Origin of the sequence: Neobacillus sp. GCM10023253 (genome assembly GCF_042653105.1) — a bacterium.
GTDB classification, from domain to species: Bacteria; Bacillota; Bacilli; order Bacillales; family Cytobacillaceae; genus Neobacillus; species Neobacillus citreus.
Map to the genome: position 1 here is coordinate 1 of NZ_JBHSHV010000039.1, position 15,116 is coordinate 15,116.

At 42.0% G+C, this 15,116-nt stretch carries 17 protein-coding genes; 8 read left to right on the forward strand and 9 right to left on the reverse strand.

Translation table 11 applies throughout. The features are described from left to right. Positions 1-240: 240 nt before the first annotated feature. Entirely contained in the window at positions 241-471 is a 231-nt protein-coding gene (locus ACFPA1_RS29020) for a hypothetical protein (protein ID WP_213148243.1), read from the reverse strand. 136 nt (positions 472-607) lie between these two features. Here ACFPA1_RS29020 and pdaB point away from each other — a divergent pair, with 136 nt between their 5' ends. Continuing rightward, on the forward strand, positions 608-1,360 hold the full coding sequence (gene pdaB, locus ACFPA1_RS29025) for a polysaccharide deacetylase family sporulation protein PdaB (protein WP_213148298.1): 753 nt from the start codon (positions 608-610) through the stop codon (positions 1,358-1,360). 21 nt (positions 1,361-1,381) lie between these two features. Here the strand turns inward: pdaB and ACFPA1_RS29030 are convergent, their stop codons facing one another. Further along, a complete protein-coding gene (locus tag ACFPA1_RS29030) occupies positions 1,382-2,071 on the reverse strand; it encodes a KinB-signaling pathway activation protein (protein WP_213148244.1) in 690 nt (229 codons plus the stop codon). A 144-nt stretch (positions 2,072-2,215) separates the two neighbouring features. Here ACFPA1_RS29030 and gerD point away from each other — a divergent pair, with 144 nt between their 5' ends. After that, on the forward strand, positions 2,216-2,815 hold the full coding sequence (gene gerD, locus ACFPA1_RS29035; protein ID WP_213148245.1) for a spore germination lipoprotein GerD: 600 nt from the start codon (positions 2,216-2,218) through the stop codon (positions 2,813-2,815). 105 nt (positions 2,816-2,920) lie between these two features. On the opposite strand, the gene ACFPA1_RS29040 is transcribed toward gerD, so the two are convergent. The 3 genes from ACFPA1_RS29040 to ACFPA1_RS29050 form a co-directional block, all read right to left on the reverse strand. Then, positions 2,921-3,973 carry an Mrp/NBP35 family ATP-binding protein gene (locus ACFPA1_RS29040; protein WP_378588620.1) on the reverse strand — a complete coding sequence of 351 codons (1,053 nt, stop codon included), beginning with the start codon at positions 3,971-3,973 and terminating at the stop codon, positions 2,921-2,923. 146 nt (positions 3,974-4,119) lie between these two features. After that, positions 4,120-4,851, reverse strand: coding sequence for an N-acetylmuramoyl-L-alanine amidase CwlD (gene cwlD / locus ACFPA1_RS29045; RefSeq protein WP_378588623.1), 732 nt, complete (start codon positions 4,849-4,851; stop codon positions 4,120-4,122). A 76-nt stretch (positions 4,852-4,927) separates the two neighbouring features. Next, positions 4,928-5,371, reverse strand: coding sequence for a YbaK family protein (locus tag ACFPA1_RS29050; RefSeq protein WP_213148248.1), 444 nt, complete (start codon positions 5,369-5,371; stop codon positions 4,928-4,930). 256 nt (positions 5,372-5,627) lie between these two features. On the opposite strand from ACFPA1_RS29050, the gene ACFPA1_RS29055 reads away from it, so the two are divergent. From ACFPA1_RS29055 to ACFPA1_RS29080, 6 genes are all read left to right on the forward strand, one after another. Continuing rightward, positions 5,628-5,912: a hypothetical protein gene (locus tag ACFPA1_RS29055; RefSeq protein ID WP_378588625.1), complete on the forward strand. Its 285-nt coding sequence runs from the start codon at positions 5,628-5,630 to the stop codon at positions 5,910-5,912. Between the two features lie 133 nt (positions 5,913-6,045). Next, positions 6,046-7,122, forward strand: a complete 1,077-nt coding sequence (locus tag ACFPA1_RS29060; protein WP_378588628.1) for a CotH kinase family protein — start codon at positions 6,046-6,048, stop codon at positions 7,120-7,122. Positions 7,123-7,279: 157 nt separating this feature from the next. Continuing rightward, a complete protein-coding gene (locus ACFPA1_RS29065; RefSeq protein ID WP_378588631.1) occupies positions 7,280-7,996 on the forward strand; it encodes an SDR family NAD(P)-dependent oxidoreductase in 717 nt (238 codons plus the stop codon). Next, positions 7,997-9,025 carry an S-adenosylmethionine:tRNA ribosyltransferase-isomerase gene (locus tag ACFPA1_RS29070; protein ID WP_378588633.1) on the forward strand — a complete coding sequence of 343 codons (1,029 nt, stop codon included), beginning with the start codon at positions 7,997-7,999 and terminating at the stop codon, positions 9,023-9,025. Between the two features lie 54 nt (positions 9,026-9,079). Beyond that, entirely contained in the window at positions 9,080-10,198 is a 1,119-nt protein-coding gene (locus ACFPA1_RS29075; protein WP_378588636.1) for a GAF domain-containing sensor histidine kinase, read from the forward strand. A gap of 13 nt (positions 10,199-10,211) precedes the next feature. Further along, positions 10,212-10,853 carry a response regulator gene (locus tag ACFPA1_RS29080; RefSeq protein WP_378588639.1) on the forward strand — a complete coding sequence of 214 codons (642 nt, stop codon included), beginning with the start codon at positions 10,212-10,214 and terminating at the stop codon, positions 10,851-10,853. Positions 10,854-10,971: 118 nt separating this feature from the next. Here the strand turns inward: ACFPA1_RS29080 and ACFPA1_RS29085 are convergent, their stop codons facing one another. From ACFPA1_RS29085 to truA, 4 genes are all read right to left on the reverse strand, one after another. Further along, complete coding sequence (locus tag ACFPA1_RS29085; RefSeq protein ID WP_378588642.1) at positions 10,972-13,077, reverse strand: glycoside hydrolase family 3 protein; 2,106 nt, start codon at positions 13,075-13,077, stop codon at positions 10,972-10,974. 185 nt (positions 13,078-13,262) lie between these two features. Next, positions 13,263-13,655, reverse strand: coding sequence for a 30S ribosomal protein S9 (rpsI, locus tag ACFPA1_RS29090; protein WP_127484434.1), 393 nt, complete (start codon positions 13,653-13,655; stop codon positions 13,263-13,265). A gap of 19 nt (positions 13,656-13,674) precedes the next feature. Next, a complete protein-coding gene (gene rplM / locus ACFPA1_RS29095; RefSeq protein WP_213148253.1) occupies positions 13,675-14,112 on the reverse strand; it encodes a 50S ribosomal protein L13 in 438 nt (145 codons plus the stop codon). 253 nt (positions 14,113-14,365) lie between these two features. After that, a complete protein-coding gene (gene truA, locus ACFPA1_RS29100; protein WP_378588644.1) occupies positions 14,366-15,103 on the reverse strand; it encodes a tRNA pseudouridine(38-40) synthase TruA in 738 nt (245 codons plus the stop codon). Between the last annotated feature and the right edge of the window lie 13 nt (positions 15,104-15,116).

Consider the following 15,116-nt stretch of genomic DNA (forward strand, 5'->3'; position numbering starts at 1 on the left):
CAAAAATGTTACGTTGGCTTCGTTTCAAATGAAACGAATATTATTGTTTGTTGACGTTTTTGTTTGTTTAGTTTTCAAAGAACCATCTTACTCCGTCACTCAAGAGCGACTTTATTAATATATCATCTGCTCGTTTAAAAGTCAACAACTTTTTTCAAGTTGTTTTTGTGTCAGCAGCGACGTTTATTAATATAACAAGATAATAATCGAATGTCAACAGTCTTTTCAAAAAAACATAGTTTATCCCTTTTTTTGTTCTTTCTTACCTCTGCGCATGTATTTAAAACACTCATTTGGTGAAGCAACTCTTCTAAATAAATCAAAAAGGATTTTGTATCTTTCCTCCATTGCTCTTTTCACAATATGATCAATACGTTCATCCCTTAAGTCAAAAAGAATTTCATCCATTTCTCTCTTTATTAAGTATTCAATTTCTTTTACTTCCTTCTCGTTGATTAAAAGCCCGTACATAGACAACCTCCAATAAATGGTATGTTATAGTAGTCTTTTCCATTTTGTTTACTTTTATAATAAAAATCTTTCATCATATTTTTAAAAATTACCTCATATGCTTGAGACAAGGATGGCAGTGGACGAGGTGGAAGCGATGAATTTCTTTTTTATTGTTAATGGTAAAGCGTTAAAAAGTGTTGTGTTAATTATGGTTGCCGCTTTCTTTACAGCTTGGTTTCTCTATATGGAGAACCTGACGCAAATCCCTGTATTTTCAACCAAGGATGGCCCAAAGGCCGTTTTCCGAGGTGAAAAGGATGTGGCCCTGACATTTAATATTGGCTGGGGCGACGTTAAAGCAGAGCCTATTTTGGATACGTTGAAAAAGGAAAATGTGAAGTCTGCCACATTCTTTTTATCCGGTTCCTGGGCGGAACGACACCCGGATCTTGTCAGCCGGATTGTCAAGGACGGCTATGAAATCGGCCTGCTTGGTTATAATTATGTAGACTATCGGGACGAAGAGGATGGAAAAATCAGCAAAGACATTTTAAAGGCCCAGGAGGTTTTTAAAAAGTTAAATGTAAAGGGGATTAAACTTCTAAGGGCTCCAACAGGACATTTTGATAAACGCACATTATCGATTGCGAAGCGTTACGGCTATACAGTCGTACATTGGCGTTTGGATTCAAAGGACTGGCAAAATCCAGGTGTTGCGAAGATTGTAGAAAATGTGAAGAATGCAGAAAAAGGTGATATTATTCTTCTGCATGCCTCCGATTCTGCCAAACAAACAGCAGAGGCTTTACCGCTAATCCTGCAGGATCTTAGGAATAAAGGCCTAAAATTCGTAGCCGTATCGGAAATGATTGCAAACGGAGAAGTCCAATCTAAAGAAATAAAATAACCAAAAAAACCGTCCGAAAAATTAAACGGACGGTTTTTTTGTTAATTTTTTACCTGCTTTATTTTTTCCACGATTATTGGTTGATTGGCTTATGCGTTGCTCACGTTCCTTTACTGACTTGGCATTTAATTTATGAAGAACCAGCAGCTGGTAGGCGTTGCAGGCAAGTAACGCTGCCACCATTAAATAGACCCAGCTTTTTTCATTTTCCTGAAGAGCTGGCATCCACTCCACCAGAGTAACAACAACCATAAAGAAAAGAGCAGGAACAAACGCCTCCCGGTTGGTTTGTTTCATTTTATACCAGGCAGCAATCAATCCGACAGCTAATACAAAGACCGCCAACCCTACATAAGGAAGCAGCGAATCTCCCTCTTTTGCAAAATTGACATAGCGAAAATAAACTAAATCAAACAGGGCAAACAGAAGCAGAATGACCTGAACCCCATTCCAAAGGGTGACGGATTTAAATATACCTAATCCGAAGCGATGGACCGTTAAATAGGCAAAAAAGCCCATTTGGCTGATCAAGCTGAATAGAAAGCCCATGAAAAGCAGCCATACCGCTGTGGAAACGATGTCGATTATTTGAAAATTAATAAAATATGACTCAAATTCATTCCAGCGAACAATAAAACCCACAACAGCCGTCGTGATTCCGCCGACTAATAATGTGGTCATAAACAGTCTTACCCAGTTACGGCTTGTCACACTATAAACCCCCATAAAAAAATAATACATTCTGATTGTACCAAGCAAAATTTGAAAAATCCATAAAATGCGTGAACCGCGTATAATCTTTCGACATTTTCTTCATTATAAAATTAAGGATTCTTATGTGAAAGGAGCTTCAAAATGAGAGCAAAATTTACTGTGCTCCTCCTGCCTGTTTTTGTTTTTTTAACTAGCTGTTCCGGTAACAACGATCTTAGCGCCGGGTTGCAGCCTGATTATGATCAGACCAAAAAAATGGTCGTGGATATTTTAAAGACGGATGATGGAAAGAAAGCAATCCAAGATGTCATGTCCGATGACAAAATGAAGGAAAAACTGGTGATGGACCAAAATGTCGTGGCTCAGACGATTGAACAAACATTAACCTCTGATAAAGCAACAGAGTTTTGGAAAAAAACCTTCAGCGACGCGAAATTTGCTCAAGGCGTTGCCAAGAACATGCGGGCAGAAAATGAAAAATTACTTAAGGATTTAATGAATGACCCTGAATATAGAGCCATGATGATCGAAGTGTTCAAGGAACCAGAAATTCAAAAGCAAATGGCAGATGCCCTGAAAACCAAGGAGTATCGTGAACAGCTTCAAAATGTAATAACTGAGACTATTGACAGCCCGCTTTATAAAGCAAAAATTCAGGAATTGCTCTTAAAAGCCGCTGAGCAGGCAAATACCAAAGAAACCTCAAAAGATAACAAAAGCGGCGGTGAGCAAGGTTCATAATTCCACTGTCCAAAATAAAAACCTCCTCCAAACGGAAGAGGTTTTCTTTTGGCTGCAGTTCTTTTTTTACTACTCAAACCCCAGCAAAACTGCAGATCTGAAAAATTATTTTCCAAGCCGGTCCGCGACTTTTTCGGCAATTTCCAAATAAATTTTTCCTAACTGATGGTCTTCCTGATAGATGGACGGCGCAAAGTCTTCATCGTTCCAGTCAGGCTGGTTAAGTGGCAGACGTCCAAGCACTTCCGTATTTAGCTCGTCGGCCAACTTATCTCCGCCGCCGCGACCAAACACATATTCCTTTTCACCTGTCAGCTTGCTTTCAAAATAGGCCATGTTCTCAATAACCCCGAGCACTTCATGATCGGTTTTCATCGCCATCGCACCTGCGCGGGCAGCTACAAAGGCTGCGGTTGGATGCGGGGTGGTAACGATAATTTCTTTACATGCCGGCAGCATGCTATGAACATCTAAGGCAACGTCGCCTGTTCCTGGCGGTAAGTCCAGAAGTAAATAATCAATGTCGCCCCACTCTACCTCGTTGAAAAAGCTGTTCAGCATTTTTCCGAGCATTGGGCCGCGCCAGATAATTGGTGAATTATCCTCCACGAAAAATCCCATTGAAATTACTTGAACACCAAAACGCTCAACAGGAATAATCTTTTCGCCTCGGACAACCGGCCGATTCGTAATTCCCATCATATCCGGTACGCTGAAACCGTAAATGTCGGCATCGATAAGCCCGACCTTTTTACCTAAGCGAGCCAGAGCAACAGCGAGGTTAACAGATACCGTCGATTTTCCTACTCCGCCTTTTCCGCTGGCAATTGCGATAAAGGTAGTGGACTGGGAATTAAGGAGATTCTTTTCCTTTTCTGGTTCAGCCTGACAATGGGCAGCAAGCACTTCATCAGGAAGCTGGTTGAAGCGGATTCCTACTGTTGCGGCACCTGCTTCCTTCAACAGGTTTACAATTTGGGTTTGTAGCTGCAGCTGCTCACTTGTTCCTGTTCTAGCTATCGCTACCTTGACACTGACATGGCTTTTTTCTTCTTTAATTTTTATCTCTTCTATAGCATTTAATTCTGCTAAAGTTTTATGTAAAAATGGCTCTTTGAGGCTGCCAACAACCTCACGGATTCTTGCTTCAGTTAACATTGAAAAACACCTCACCAATTGAATTCGTTTCCATCTAACAGTATATCATAACTATGGCAATATACAGTTAATTGAATCACACATTAAAACCACCGCCATAGGAATAACCCCAGATAAAAAGAGAAGGTGTTCATTCCCGCCTTCCCTTAATCTGTTTCTTTTAATTCCTTTTCATTCGTGAAATATCTTATGATCCCTTTATATATAGAGGCTGCTACCTTCTCTTGATAATCCTCCCGTTTTAATCTTGCCTTTTCAGCAGGGTTGGAGAGGAAACCAACCTCGACCAGAACACCCGGTTTTTTTGAATGTTTTAAAATGTAAACGCCGCCTATTGGCTTGGCTTTTCGATTAGTATTTTCTAAGTTTTCCCTGAGCTCCTCTTGAATAAATTTGGCCGCCCTGGCGTTTTCCTTAAAATGAGGGGCGTAAAAGGTCTGGGCGCCGCTCCATCTTGACGAAGGTATGGCATTTAAGTGAATGCTTACAAAGAAGTCATTATCCTCTTCATTAATCATCTTTAATCTGTTTTTCAGATCCTCCACTTTTCTCCTGCTGTAGCCCCTAGTATCAGCATCTGCCAAATCGGTATCGGTTTCTCTTGTCATCACAACAAGTGCACCCTGCTGCTGCAGATAATCTCTGACCTTTAAAGTGATGTTAAGAGCAATATCTTTTTCAAGCGTCTCGCCCGTACCGGCCCCGCCATCCGGGCCGCCATGGCCCGCATCCAGCAGAATAATTTTTCCGGAAAGCGGAAGACTCCATTCCTTCCAGGAATCATCCTCGGCAAAATCATACTGTAAAATTAAAAATAGTGCTAATAAGCCAACTGAAAAAAAAATGATTTTTATTCTTTTTGTTACCAACCAAATCATTCCTTCCCGCTCGTCCCTTGTTCAATAATTTATATGGGACAAGGCGGGACTTTAGAACAGGAATGAAGGCATTGAATTAATGAAGCCGAAGCTTATGGCGTCTTTGCCCTTTTTCATAGCCCTCTCTCCACCAGACATGGACATATTGTTCACAGTGATAATAGAGTGATTCACTCATGACGCCCTCTTCGCCATTTCCCCAATAAAGGAGGAAATTAAATAACGTATCAATTAAATGCCTTTCTTCATTAAAGCAGCGCATTCTTACCTGTTCCATACTTTCCCCATGGTAGCCAAATTTGCTAAATTTAGCTCCTAATAGAAAAGCTTCAAGTGCAACATCATAACAGGCCTCTTCCACCCCAGAATTCATAATCAGGCTTGAGGCAAACTTGGTCGATCCAAAATATTGCCGCACTCTCTCTTTTAATGTATTAATGGATAGGTCCCGAAGCACGGACCGTTCGTATTTAATCTGCTTTTCGCGTCTTTTTTCTTTAAAGGTTGTAATGACAGTCACTTCTTTTCACCTCTTAGGACTATTCTTCATCCTTCCTTACGAAGAAATGCAAAAGTCCCAACCGTTTTCATTTCCAATTTTTATCCCAACTGGACAAATGGGCAAAACCTCTTCTTCCAAAATGCTATTCGCCCTTTTTAATGAAAAAAGTTCCTGTGGACAAAATTATACGTTTATACTAGTTCAATTGCCGTCTCTATAGTACCCCTTTATTTATAAAATATAGTACAAGCCATCGAAAGGAGGTGATTTTTAGATGTCCCACAGCCCAAGTGGTTCTAACAGCAGCCCAAGCAATACTGCTGGCCCAACTTTCCCTGCTGATTGTGCTAACGAGGTAGCCGTTCTTGATGTGAATCCTGGAAACGGACGTGTTCAAGACGTTGACTTTGCCCCTGATAATATCGTTTTACAAGGTTGTACAATCACTACAACTGGAGCAAATGCAACTCCTTTGGCAGATGCCGTAAGATGCTTATCCCAAAATGGCTTCCGCTTTATAGGAAGCGTTGGCAACAGAGCGATCTTCATTAGATGCTAATCTAATGAAAACGATGGAAAACCAAGGGACTTTGCCCCTTGGTTTTCCTTGGTATTTTTCGGCGAATTATTTGACGCAGTTAAAACTCTTTTTCCAATGAAGTCAAAATACAGTAGAAAGGAGTAACTTACTAATGGACCAAAAACGGGAATTACCAGTGTACATGTTATCCTTTCATCGTTGGGATCTTCAGGAACTCTCTTTTCCGCTAAGACCCTATGATGATCCAGTTCCCGGAAATTTATATATTGAAGATATGAAATTTTCAATTGCCACCCAATTCAGAGGAAACTATACAAAAAAACTCCCAAAAAGATCCTATTTCGTTCAATTGCAGCGTCCACAACTCCTTAATGGGGCACGCGAGTTGCATCTCAACGCTGAATACAAGGACCCCTCCTCAATTCGTAATAAGCTTTCCCTCGATTTGTTCCAGGTCTTTGGGGTTCTTTCACCCCGTTCCCAGCATGTTCGTTTGTACCTAAATGGCCATTATGAGGGAGTCTACTTGCATTTGGAATCTGTCGATGATTTATTTTTTAAAAAAAGAGGCCTTCAAGTCGACTCCATTTATTATGCGGTCAAGCCTGATGCCGACTTTTCACTCTACCGCTATAAATCCGAAGAATTAAAAGAGTCGCTCCTGCTCGGATACCAACGTAAATTTGGAACGACTGCTGATGACTGCAAATTAACTGATTTTATCAATATAATTAATAACACTCCCCATGACAAATTTGAGGAAGAAATTTCGAAGCATCTCGATGTCGAAAAGTATCTCCGCTGGCTGGCTGTCGCCGTCTGTACCCAAAACTATGATGGTTTTAAAAAAAACTATGCCTTATACCGAAATCCAGAAACTCAATTATTTGAAATCCTCCCCTGGGACTATGATGGGACATTTGGCCGGGATTGGGATGCCGAGATCATTAAACCTGATTCCCTATCTATCAATGGTAAAAATCATTTAACAAAGAAACTGTTGGAATGCCCTGCTTTTCGTAAGCAGTACCGGGCTCTGATGGAAGAACTTCTTGATACATTATTTACTCCTGACTATTTTGAACCAATTATCACTTCATTAACCGAATCTATCCGTCCATATCTTCTCTTCACAAATGAAGAACAGAGGGAAATTTTCGATGGGGAAAAAGATTTTATGCTCTCGTTTATAAAAGAGAGGAATCGATACTTAAGAAATTTAACATGAAACAGCTCCCCCCAATGCGGGGGTTTTATTATGTCTTACAGTTCCCCCTTTCGGAATTTCAGCCGAAAGTCGTAGAAAAGTTCAAGCTTTTTTCTGACGGAAGATTTTCTAGAAATAGTTATGCTTAACTCATCAAGAATAAAGGGGAGAAACCGTTATGGAAAATCAAGTGGTGATGATTACTGGAGCATCAAAGGGATTGGGGAGAGCATTAGCTTTGACTTTTGCCGCAAAAGGGGCAAAACTTGCAATCTGTGCAAGGTCAGCAGAAGCTCTATTCAAAGTGAAGGAGGAAGCTCAGAGGTTTGGAGCTGAGGTGTTGGCAGTTACTGCAGATATCTCAAAACCCCGTGATGTGGAACGGTTTGTTGCCATGGCCGAGAAAGCATTTGGCCATATTGATGTATTGATTAATAATGCCTCCATGTTGGGGCCAAGTCCAATGCCATTATTGCTTGATTACCCTGAAGAAGATTTTGCGGAGGTACTTCAGGGTAATGTGATGTCTACTTTTTCAGTAACAAGAAGAGCCATTCCTGGAATGCTCCATCGAAATATCGGATCGATTATCAATGTGACCTCTGAAGCGGGCCACGTCGGCTACGCCGGATGGGGAGCATACGGAATTTCTAAATTTGCGGTTGAAGGCCTGACACAAACATGGGCAGATGAATTAAGCGAGACCAACATCCGGGTAAACATGGTCGACCCGGGAGAAATGAATACAGAAATGCATCAATTGGCTGTTCCTGATTGCGATTATCCATTAGCAAAACCGGAGGATGTCGTGGACATATTTATATATCTTGCATCAGAAAAGTCTGCGGGTGTAAGTGGACAGCGGTTTAAAGCCCAGTCAGAGGAGGGATTGTAAATGCCGGCAAAAGCGTTAGATTTCTATCTTCCCAATGAATTAAATGCCTCCCATCCTCCTGAAAAACGCGGCTTAAGAAGAGATCATGTCCGGATGATGGTTCTTGACCGCAATACTGGCGGAATCAGGCATGACCATTTCTTCCGCTTGGCAGATTACCTCGAGTCCGGTGACCTCGTCATTTTAAATAACAGCCGGACGATACCGGCAATATTACATGCTGAATGGTTGCGAAATGGAGGGCAAATCGCACCAAGGGTGGAAATCCGCTTGGCGAGACGCCGAAATGAAGACACATGGGAAGCTCTCGTTGTTGCCAATCCCGTAAAAATTGGCGATGCACTTCAATTTTCACCTGAATTAACTGGAATGGTGATAGCTGAACAAGTACACTCACCGTTAAAAGTCATTCAGTTTTCAAAGAAAGGAACAGACTTATTTAATATCATCTATGCTCTTGGAGAGCCGGTCCGCTACGAATATATTGAGTATCCTTGGGAACTGGACTACTACCAAACAGTGTTTGCTTGTCATCCTGGCTCAGTGGAGATGCCCTCGGCAGGAAGAGCATTCAGCTGGGAGCTGATTTTTCAATTAAAGCGAAAAAACATCGAGCTTGATTTTATCCAGTTGCATACAGGATTAAGCTATCTCCTTGATGACAGCTGGCATCAGACACCAGCCGAGAATGAGGAAGAATATCATATTTCAGAACAAACAATAGAGCTGATTCGTCAAACAAAAGCTTCCGGTAATCGGGTTATCGCAGTTGGAACGACTGTGGTCAGAGCTCTCGAGACTGCCGCCCGATACGATGTCCTTTCGGGTGTGACAAATCTCTATATTGACCAACACTTTCCTTTAAAAATTGCCGATGGTATCATAACTGGCTTTCATGAGCCAAAAGCAAGCCACCTTGACATGCTTTCGGCCTTTATTTCGGAACAGCATTTGCTTCAAGCATATGAGCAAGCCGTTTCCTGCGGTTATTTATGGCATGAGTTTGGCGATATGAATTTAATTATCTAATCACTGGCAATAAGCTATAATGGCAGTAGGAAATATCAGTGGGGTGAGAATTCGATGTCTGCTGCGGCTGGGTACGAAGAAATCAGCATTTTAAAGGAAATCGCTGAGCTTTTAAACGAAGGAACAGATATAAGGGATATATTGTCCGGGGTCTTGAAAAAACTCCTCCATGTAACTGGCTTACAAACTGGCTGGATATTCTTAATGGACGAAAATGGTATGCATCAGCTCGCAGCTGATGCATACCTCCCGCCTGCTTTAGCCCAGGACGGAAAGCGGCGGATGTGCCAGGGCAAGTGCTGGTGTGTAAACAAGTACAATAACGGGCAGCTGAATAAAGCTACGAATATTATGGAATGTAAACGAATTGAAGATGCCATCGAGGAAGAGGCTGGAGAAACTTGCGGATTGACCCATCATGCGACTGTCCCACTGCGTGCAGGACAAGAACGGTTCGGCATCTTAAATGTAGGCTCGCCATATAAAACTCATTTCGAAAAAGATGAACTTGCCCTGCTCGAAGCAGTTGCCTATCAAATTGGAACGGCCTTAAAACGAATTAAATTAACCCAGAGGGAACAAGAAACGGCGCTTGTTGCTGAGAGGAATCGGCTGGCGAGGGATCTTCACGATTCTGTGAACCAGCTGTTATTTTCCCTCAGTCTTACCGCAAGGGCCGGCGTCGAAATGACCCAAACAGATGAAGTCAAGCAAACGTTCGGCTACATTCAAGATTTGGCCCAGGAAGCACTCGGTGAAATGCGGGCATTGATTTGGCAGCTGAGACCGCATGGACTGGAAAATGGGATTGTCAGCGCCTTGAGAAGCTATGCTGAAATGCTGGGGTTGTCAATTCAAACAAAGGTTGCGGGTGCGGCCAACATTCCCGGTAAGGTCGAAGAAGCATTGTGGCGAATTGGTCAGGAGGCACTGGCCAATTGTAAAAAGCATTCCCAGACAACGGCTGTTCAATTATTTTTCCAAATGTCCAGCGATAAAGTTCTTTTGGTCATAAAGGATGCCGGCTGCGGCTTCCATTATGATAAAAGCTTAGAAATCCCCTCATTGGGGTTAAAAAGTATGAAAACACGGGCAGAAGCGTTAAATGGGACCTTTCATTTAAAAAGCAAAACGGACAGCGGGACGGAAATCAAAATTGAAATTCCGTTGTAGGGGGGAGAATTCAGTGAGTATACGGATACTAATAGCAGACGACCATCATGTTGTTAGACGGGGATTGGCCTTTTTCCTGCGGACGCAAAACGACCTTGATGTGATTGGGGAAGCAGCAAACGGAGAAGAAGCGGTTGAACTGGCTAAATCATTGAAGCCGGATCTTATTTTAATGGATTTGGTGATGCCGGAAATGGACGGAATCCAGGCAACTACTATCATTAAAAAGGAACAGCCAGAAATCAAAATTATGATGCTGACCAGCTTTTCCGACCAGGACCATGTGATTCCCGCTTTGGAAGCAGGTGCATCAGGGTTCCAATTAAAGGACATTCAGCCAGATGAATTGGTAACGTCCATTAAAAGAATCATGAGCGGAGAAAACCAGCTTCATCCAAAAGCGACTTCGCATTTATTGGCTAATTTGTCCTCTAAAAATAAACCTGAACGGGATTTAATCGAGGAATTAACAAAAAGAGAGCTTGATGTGTTAAAAGAAATTGCCAAAGGAAAAAGCAATAAAGAAATTGCCGGTGCTCTTTTCATTACCGAAAAGACAGTCAAAACACATGTTTCAAACCTGCTTGCAAAGCTCGAACTCGCCGACCGGACACAGGCTGCTTTATATGCGGTCAGGAATCACTTAGTAGACTAAGGACGAATGTGGAGTGATCCCATTCGCTTTATTATGCAAAAAAGGCTCCAGACAATTAAACTGAGAGCCTTTTTAGACGTTTCGAACTGAGGCTTTTTTAGCCTGCTACTGAACGTTATTAATATGTTAGTCCATGACCAAGTTTATAGACGTTACCATCGCGATCTTCATAGGCATATTTAAGCCCTTCAGGCATATATTTGTCCTTGTCAAAGCCTGGCACATCGTTTCTTGATACACAGTCTCCATTTTCATCCACAGCAATAACTTCCTCACTCGCTGGCAATGTCAATGGCAATACGCCAATTGGTTTGAAATTACCTGCCATTACCTCAAACTGTGCATTATAGTACGTATCGTATCCAGCAATCAGGGCATCTGCAAGCGGTTCAACATTTCCAAGGATCCACGGCAAAATGAAATTAACACTTATAATGACCTTGCCTCCGCGAACATGAACACTATCGGCAACTTCCTTTAGATGAGCCATGTTACTTAGGGTCGTTTCTTCGTAATCAGTTCCATCCATTGCCTTTTCTGGTTTATTCTCGCAAATTTCCAGCTCTAACAACCCTGGTGTAGCGTTAAAATAAGCACCGGATTTTGGATGTAAAAATAAAATCGCAGTTTCCGCTTCTTCATAGTTATCAGTCAAGCTAAACAAGCCAAGCTCCTGGCATTCCTTCCTAGCCTTTTCCGTATAAGAAGCTGCGCGTTCGGGTTCCTTATGGAAAACTTCCACATAAACTTTCTTCGCACCAGTTAAAGGCAATGTCTGATTTGAATTTTTCAAAATAGTTACTGATTTTTTATGAGCTTCATATGCTGCGTCCCAATTTGCTTGATTACTTATCACTGCAGCGGCATTTTCCGGTGACACGTATGTACGATCATCGAATAATCCTAACGCAAACATTTCGGTAAGTAGCCTTATGTTTGCTTCATCAATACGGTTTTCACTAATCCATCCATTTTGGATTGCTAATTTTAGATTTTCAACATCATTTGTATCGGAAACCAGATCCGTTCCCGCATTGACGGCTTTTGCAAAACGTTCTGCCTCAGTCTTATCTTCAACGCCCCAGCTCATTTTATTGGTGACGCCGCTATCGCTGTTGATATAGCCTTTGAATCCAAGTAATCCTCTAAGGATGTGTTGTAAAAAATACTGATTAAAGGTAAAGCCAACCTCTTCGAATGGGATATCTTCACCTTGGAATTTTTGAACTGCACTTTTTTTGATGCTAGGAATCGAGTAATATGGCATGAAGGATGAGCTGCCATGTTCCACTGCTGCTTGGAACGGCGGCAGGTGATACTTTTCTAAGCTTCCTGGAGTTGGGTATAGATTCCATTTCCCCTCTTCATAATGTGGATCAAATCCATTTTCCCTTGCTCCGCCTCCAGGAAAATGCTTAGTTGTCATTGCAATACTATGACTGCCTAATTCTTCCCCTTGGAATCCGTCAATGACACGACCGATGACATCAGAAATAAATTCTGGGTCTTCACCAAAAGTGCCATATATCCGCTGCCATCTAGGGTCTGTGACAGTATCAGCCATATACATATAACCCTTCCTTATCCCAACAGCATCCCATTCAGTACGGGCTATTTCGGCAAATTGGCTGATTAACGAGGCATCACCGCCACTTTTCATCTCTCCTTTAGCGGCTGCTGCAAGCCCTAAAGTCCCCGGCCATGTGGAAAAAATCCCAGCTGCATCATTCATACCAAAGATAAATTCAGTATTTTCATTTCTTGAATTAGATGCTATTAAGCAAGGAATACCAAGACGTGTTCCCTCGCATACTTCATTCATGGTATTGACCCATTCTGCCATTTGAGCTGGACTCCAATTGTCCCGTAGGATGAAGTGGCGCAAATGCATATTTTCAATTGTATGAGTTGTACCGTATACCTTGGCCAAGGCAAAAATCGTTTCGCCCTTTTCCACAATCCCCTCATCTAACACACCATCATGACTTGTCTTGCTTTTATCCTTTTGTGTAAGACCCATCTGACGGGTATTGATTAACATCATCCCGACCTTTTCATCGAGATTCATCAATGAAACAAGATTCTCGGCACGTTCTTTCGGGCTCAAACGCCAATCCTTATAAGGCTCTAATTTCCCACTATTATTCAAATCCTTAAATTTTAATCCATCAACTTCAATCAGTTTCTTTACCCTAACTTCCAACTTCGGCTGCTTATGCTCCAATTTGTTTACCTCCTAAACTAATTCACTCTAATTATATACTAATTTGAAGCACGGGGACGCTTCTTATGCTTCCCAATTTTGAAATTTAGATGAAGGAGTAGGAAAAGAATTTTAAAACATTAATACTGAATACAAAAAAGACCCCCAACCAATAGAGTTGAGAGTCTTTAAACGTTTGCAAAAGATTAACGCTTTGAGAACTGAGGCGCACGACGAGCACCTTTAAGACCGTATTTCTTACGCTCTTTCATACGTGCATCACGAGTTAATAGACCAGCGCGCTTTAATGTTGGACGGTATTCTGGGTCAGCTTGAAGTAATGCGCGAGCAATACCGTGGCGGATTGCGCCAGCTTGACCAGTGTAGCCGCCGCCGCTTACGTTTACAAGAACATCGTAGCTGCCAACAGTTTCAGTAGCTACTAATGGTTGCCTTACAACAACACGTAAAGCTTCGAATGGGATATAAGTGTCGATGTCACGATCGTTAATAACAATTTTACCTGTGCCTGGAACTAAGCGTACACGAGCAACTGAGCTCTTACGACGGCCAGTACCGATATATTGAACTTGTGCCAAGTTAATTCCCTCCTCTTAATTAACCGCGAAGTTCGTAAACTTCAGGTTGTTGTGCTTGGTGTTTATGTTCTGCACCAGCATAAACGTGTAATTTTTTGAACATTTGACGGCCAAGAGAATTCTTTGGAAGCATGCCTTTTACAGCTTGCTCAAGCATTTTCTCAGCATAGTTCGTACGCATTTCAAGAGCAGTTCTCTGCTTTAAACCGCCTGGGTGATTTGTGTGACGGTAGTAGATTTTGTCGTTTATTTTGTTACCAGTTAATTCAATCTTAGATGCATTAAGAATGATGACATGATCACCAGTGTCAACATGTGGTGTATAAGTTGGCTTATGTTTACCACGTAGGATAGATGCTACTTCAGAAGCAAGACGTCCAAGAGTTTTGCCCTCAGCATCAACTACGTACCATTTGCGCTCGATATTGTTGGCATTTGCCATAAACGTTGTACGCATGAGTTTCCCTCCTATTAAATCGTAAAAATAATATTTTCGCACCTTCACTGGCTATTTCCGTTCGATTCTGTTCCGGGAATGAACAAGAAATGCCCCTTTGTGCAGTCATTTTCAAAAGCTATATTTTCAATCACGATGAAGACTTTCCGGGGCTTTATCGTGGGATTAAAAACACACACATATAATATAATAAATACTTAAGGTAAAATTGTCAAGAAGATGTTACACCTGGATGGGTTGTTTTTAAAAAGTGTTAATAAAACACTTCCCAAAGGTATAACCCACGTGCTGGAGCGGTTTTTCCAGCAACAGACCGGTCCTTCTTTTCCAAAATGGAAGGAATTTCTTCAGGTGACAGGTCACCAGATCCAACCGCCAACAAAGTCCCCACAAGAATCCGCACCATGTTGTATAAAAAACCAGTGCCGACAAAGCGGATAGTCAAAAGATCGCCATCCAATAAAAAGCCGATCTCCTTAATTGTCCTAACCTTGCCCTGAACCTCCGTCTTAGCGGCGCAAAAGCTGGTAAAGTCATGGGTTCCAAGCAGATACCTGCTTGCCTCCCGCATTGCCTCCAAGTTCAAAGCATAGGGATAGCGGTACACATAATTCCGCTGAAACGGGTCCCTAAAACCAGATAATTGCAATTGATAACGGTATTCCTTTCCAGCAGCATCAAAACGTGAATGAAACGCATTATCAGCCTTTTCAACAAATAAAACGGCCAAATCCTCTGGAAGCAAAGAATTAAGGGCAACTACCCAGCGATCTTCGGGAATTGCCAGCGGTGAATCAAAATGAATCACCTGCCCCTTGGCATGGACCCCCGCATCCGTACGGCCGGAAGCAGTTACTTTCACAGGGATGCCTTTATGAATTTTCTCCAGGGCTGCTTCAAGCTCTGCCTGCACCGTCCGCCCTTTTGGCTGGACCTGATAACCAAGAAACCCGGTGCCGTCATATGAAATAATTGCTTTATACCTCTGCATCAGCCTATCTCCA

Coding starts and splice junctions, on each gene's coding strand:
- truA (WP_378588644.1), bottom strand. CDS start 15,103: ATGCAGAGGTATAAAGCAATTATTTCATATGACGGCACCGGGTTTCTT.
- ACFPA1_RS29065 (WP_378588631.1), top strand. CDS start 7,280: ATGGAAAATCAAGTGGTGATGATTACTGGAGCATCAAAGGGATTGGGG.
- cwlD (WP_378588623.1), bottom strand. CDS start 4,851: ATGATTTGGTTGGTAACAAAAAGAATAAAAATCATTTTTTTTTCAGTT.
- ACFPA1_RS29020 (WP_213148243.1), bottom strand. CDS start 471: ATGTACGGGCTTTTAATCAACGAGAAGGAAGTAAAAGAAATTGAATAC.
- ACFPA1_RS29040 (WP_378588620.1), bottom strand. CDS start 3,973: ATGTTAACTGAAGCAAGAATCCGTGAGGTTGTTGGCAGCCTCAAAGAG.
- ACFPA1_RS29070 (WP_378588633.1), top strand. CDS start 7,997: ATGCCGGCAAAAGCGTTAGATTTCTATCTTCCCAATGAATTAAATGCC.
- pdaB (WP_213148298.1), top strand. CDS start 608: ATGAATTTCTTTTTTATTGTTAATGGTAAAGCGTTAAAAAGTGTTGTG.
- ACFPA1_RS29075 (WP_378588636.1), top strand. CDS start 9,080: ATGTCTGCTGCGGCTGGGTACGAAGAAATCAGCATTTTAAAGGAAATC.
- gerD (WP_213148245.1), top strand. CDS start 2,216: ATGAGAGCAAAATTTACTGTGCTCCTCCTGCCTGTTTTTGTTTTTTTA.
- ACFPA1_RS29055 (WP_378588625.1), top strand. CDS start 5,628: ATGTCCCACAGCCCAAGTGGTTCTAACAGCAGCCCAAGCAATACTGCT.
- ACFPA1_RS29060 (WP_378588628.1), top strand. CDS start 6,046: ATGGACCAAAAACGGGAATTACCAGTGTACATGTTATCCTTTCATCGT.
- rplM (WP_213148253.1), bottom strand. CDS start 14,112: ATGCGTACAACGTTTATGGCAAATGCCAACAATATCGAGCGCAAATGG.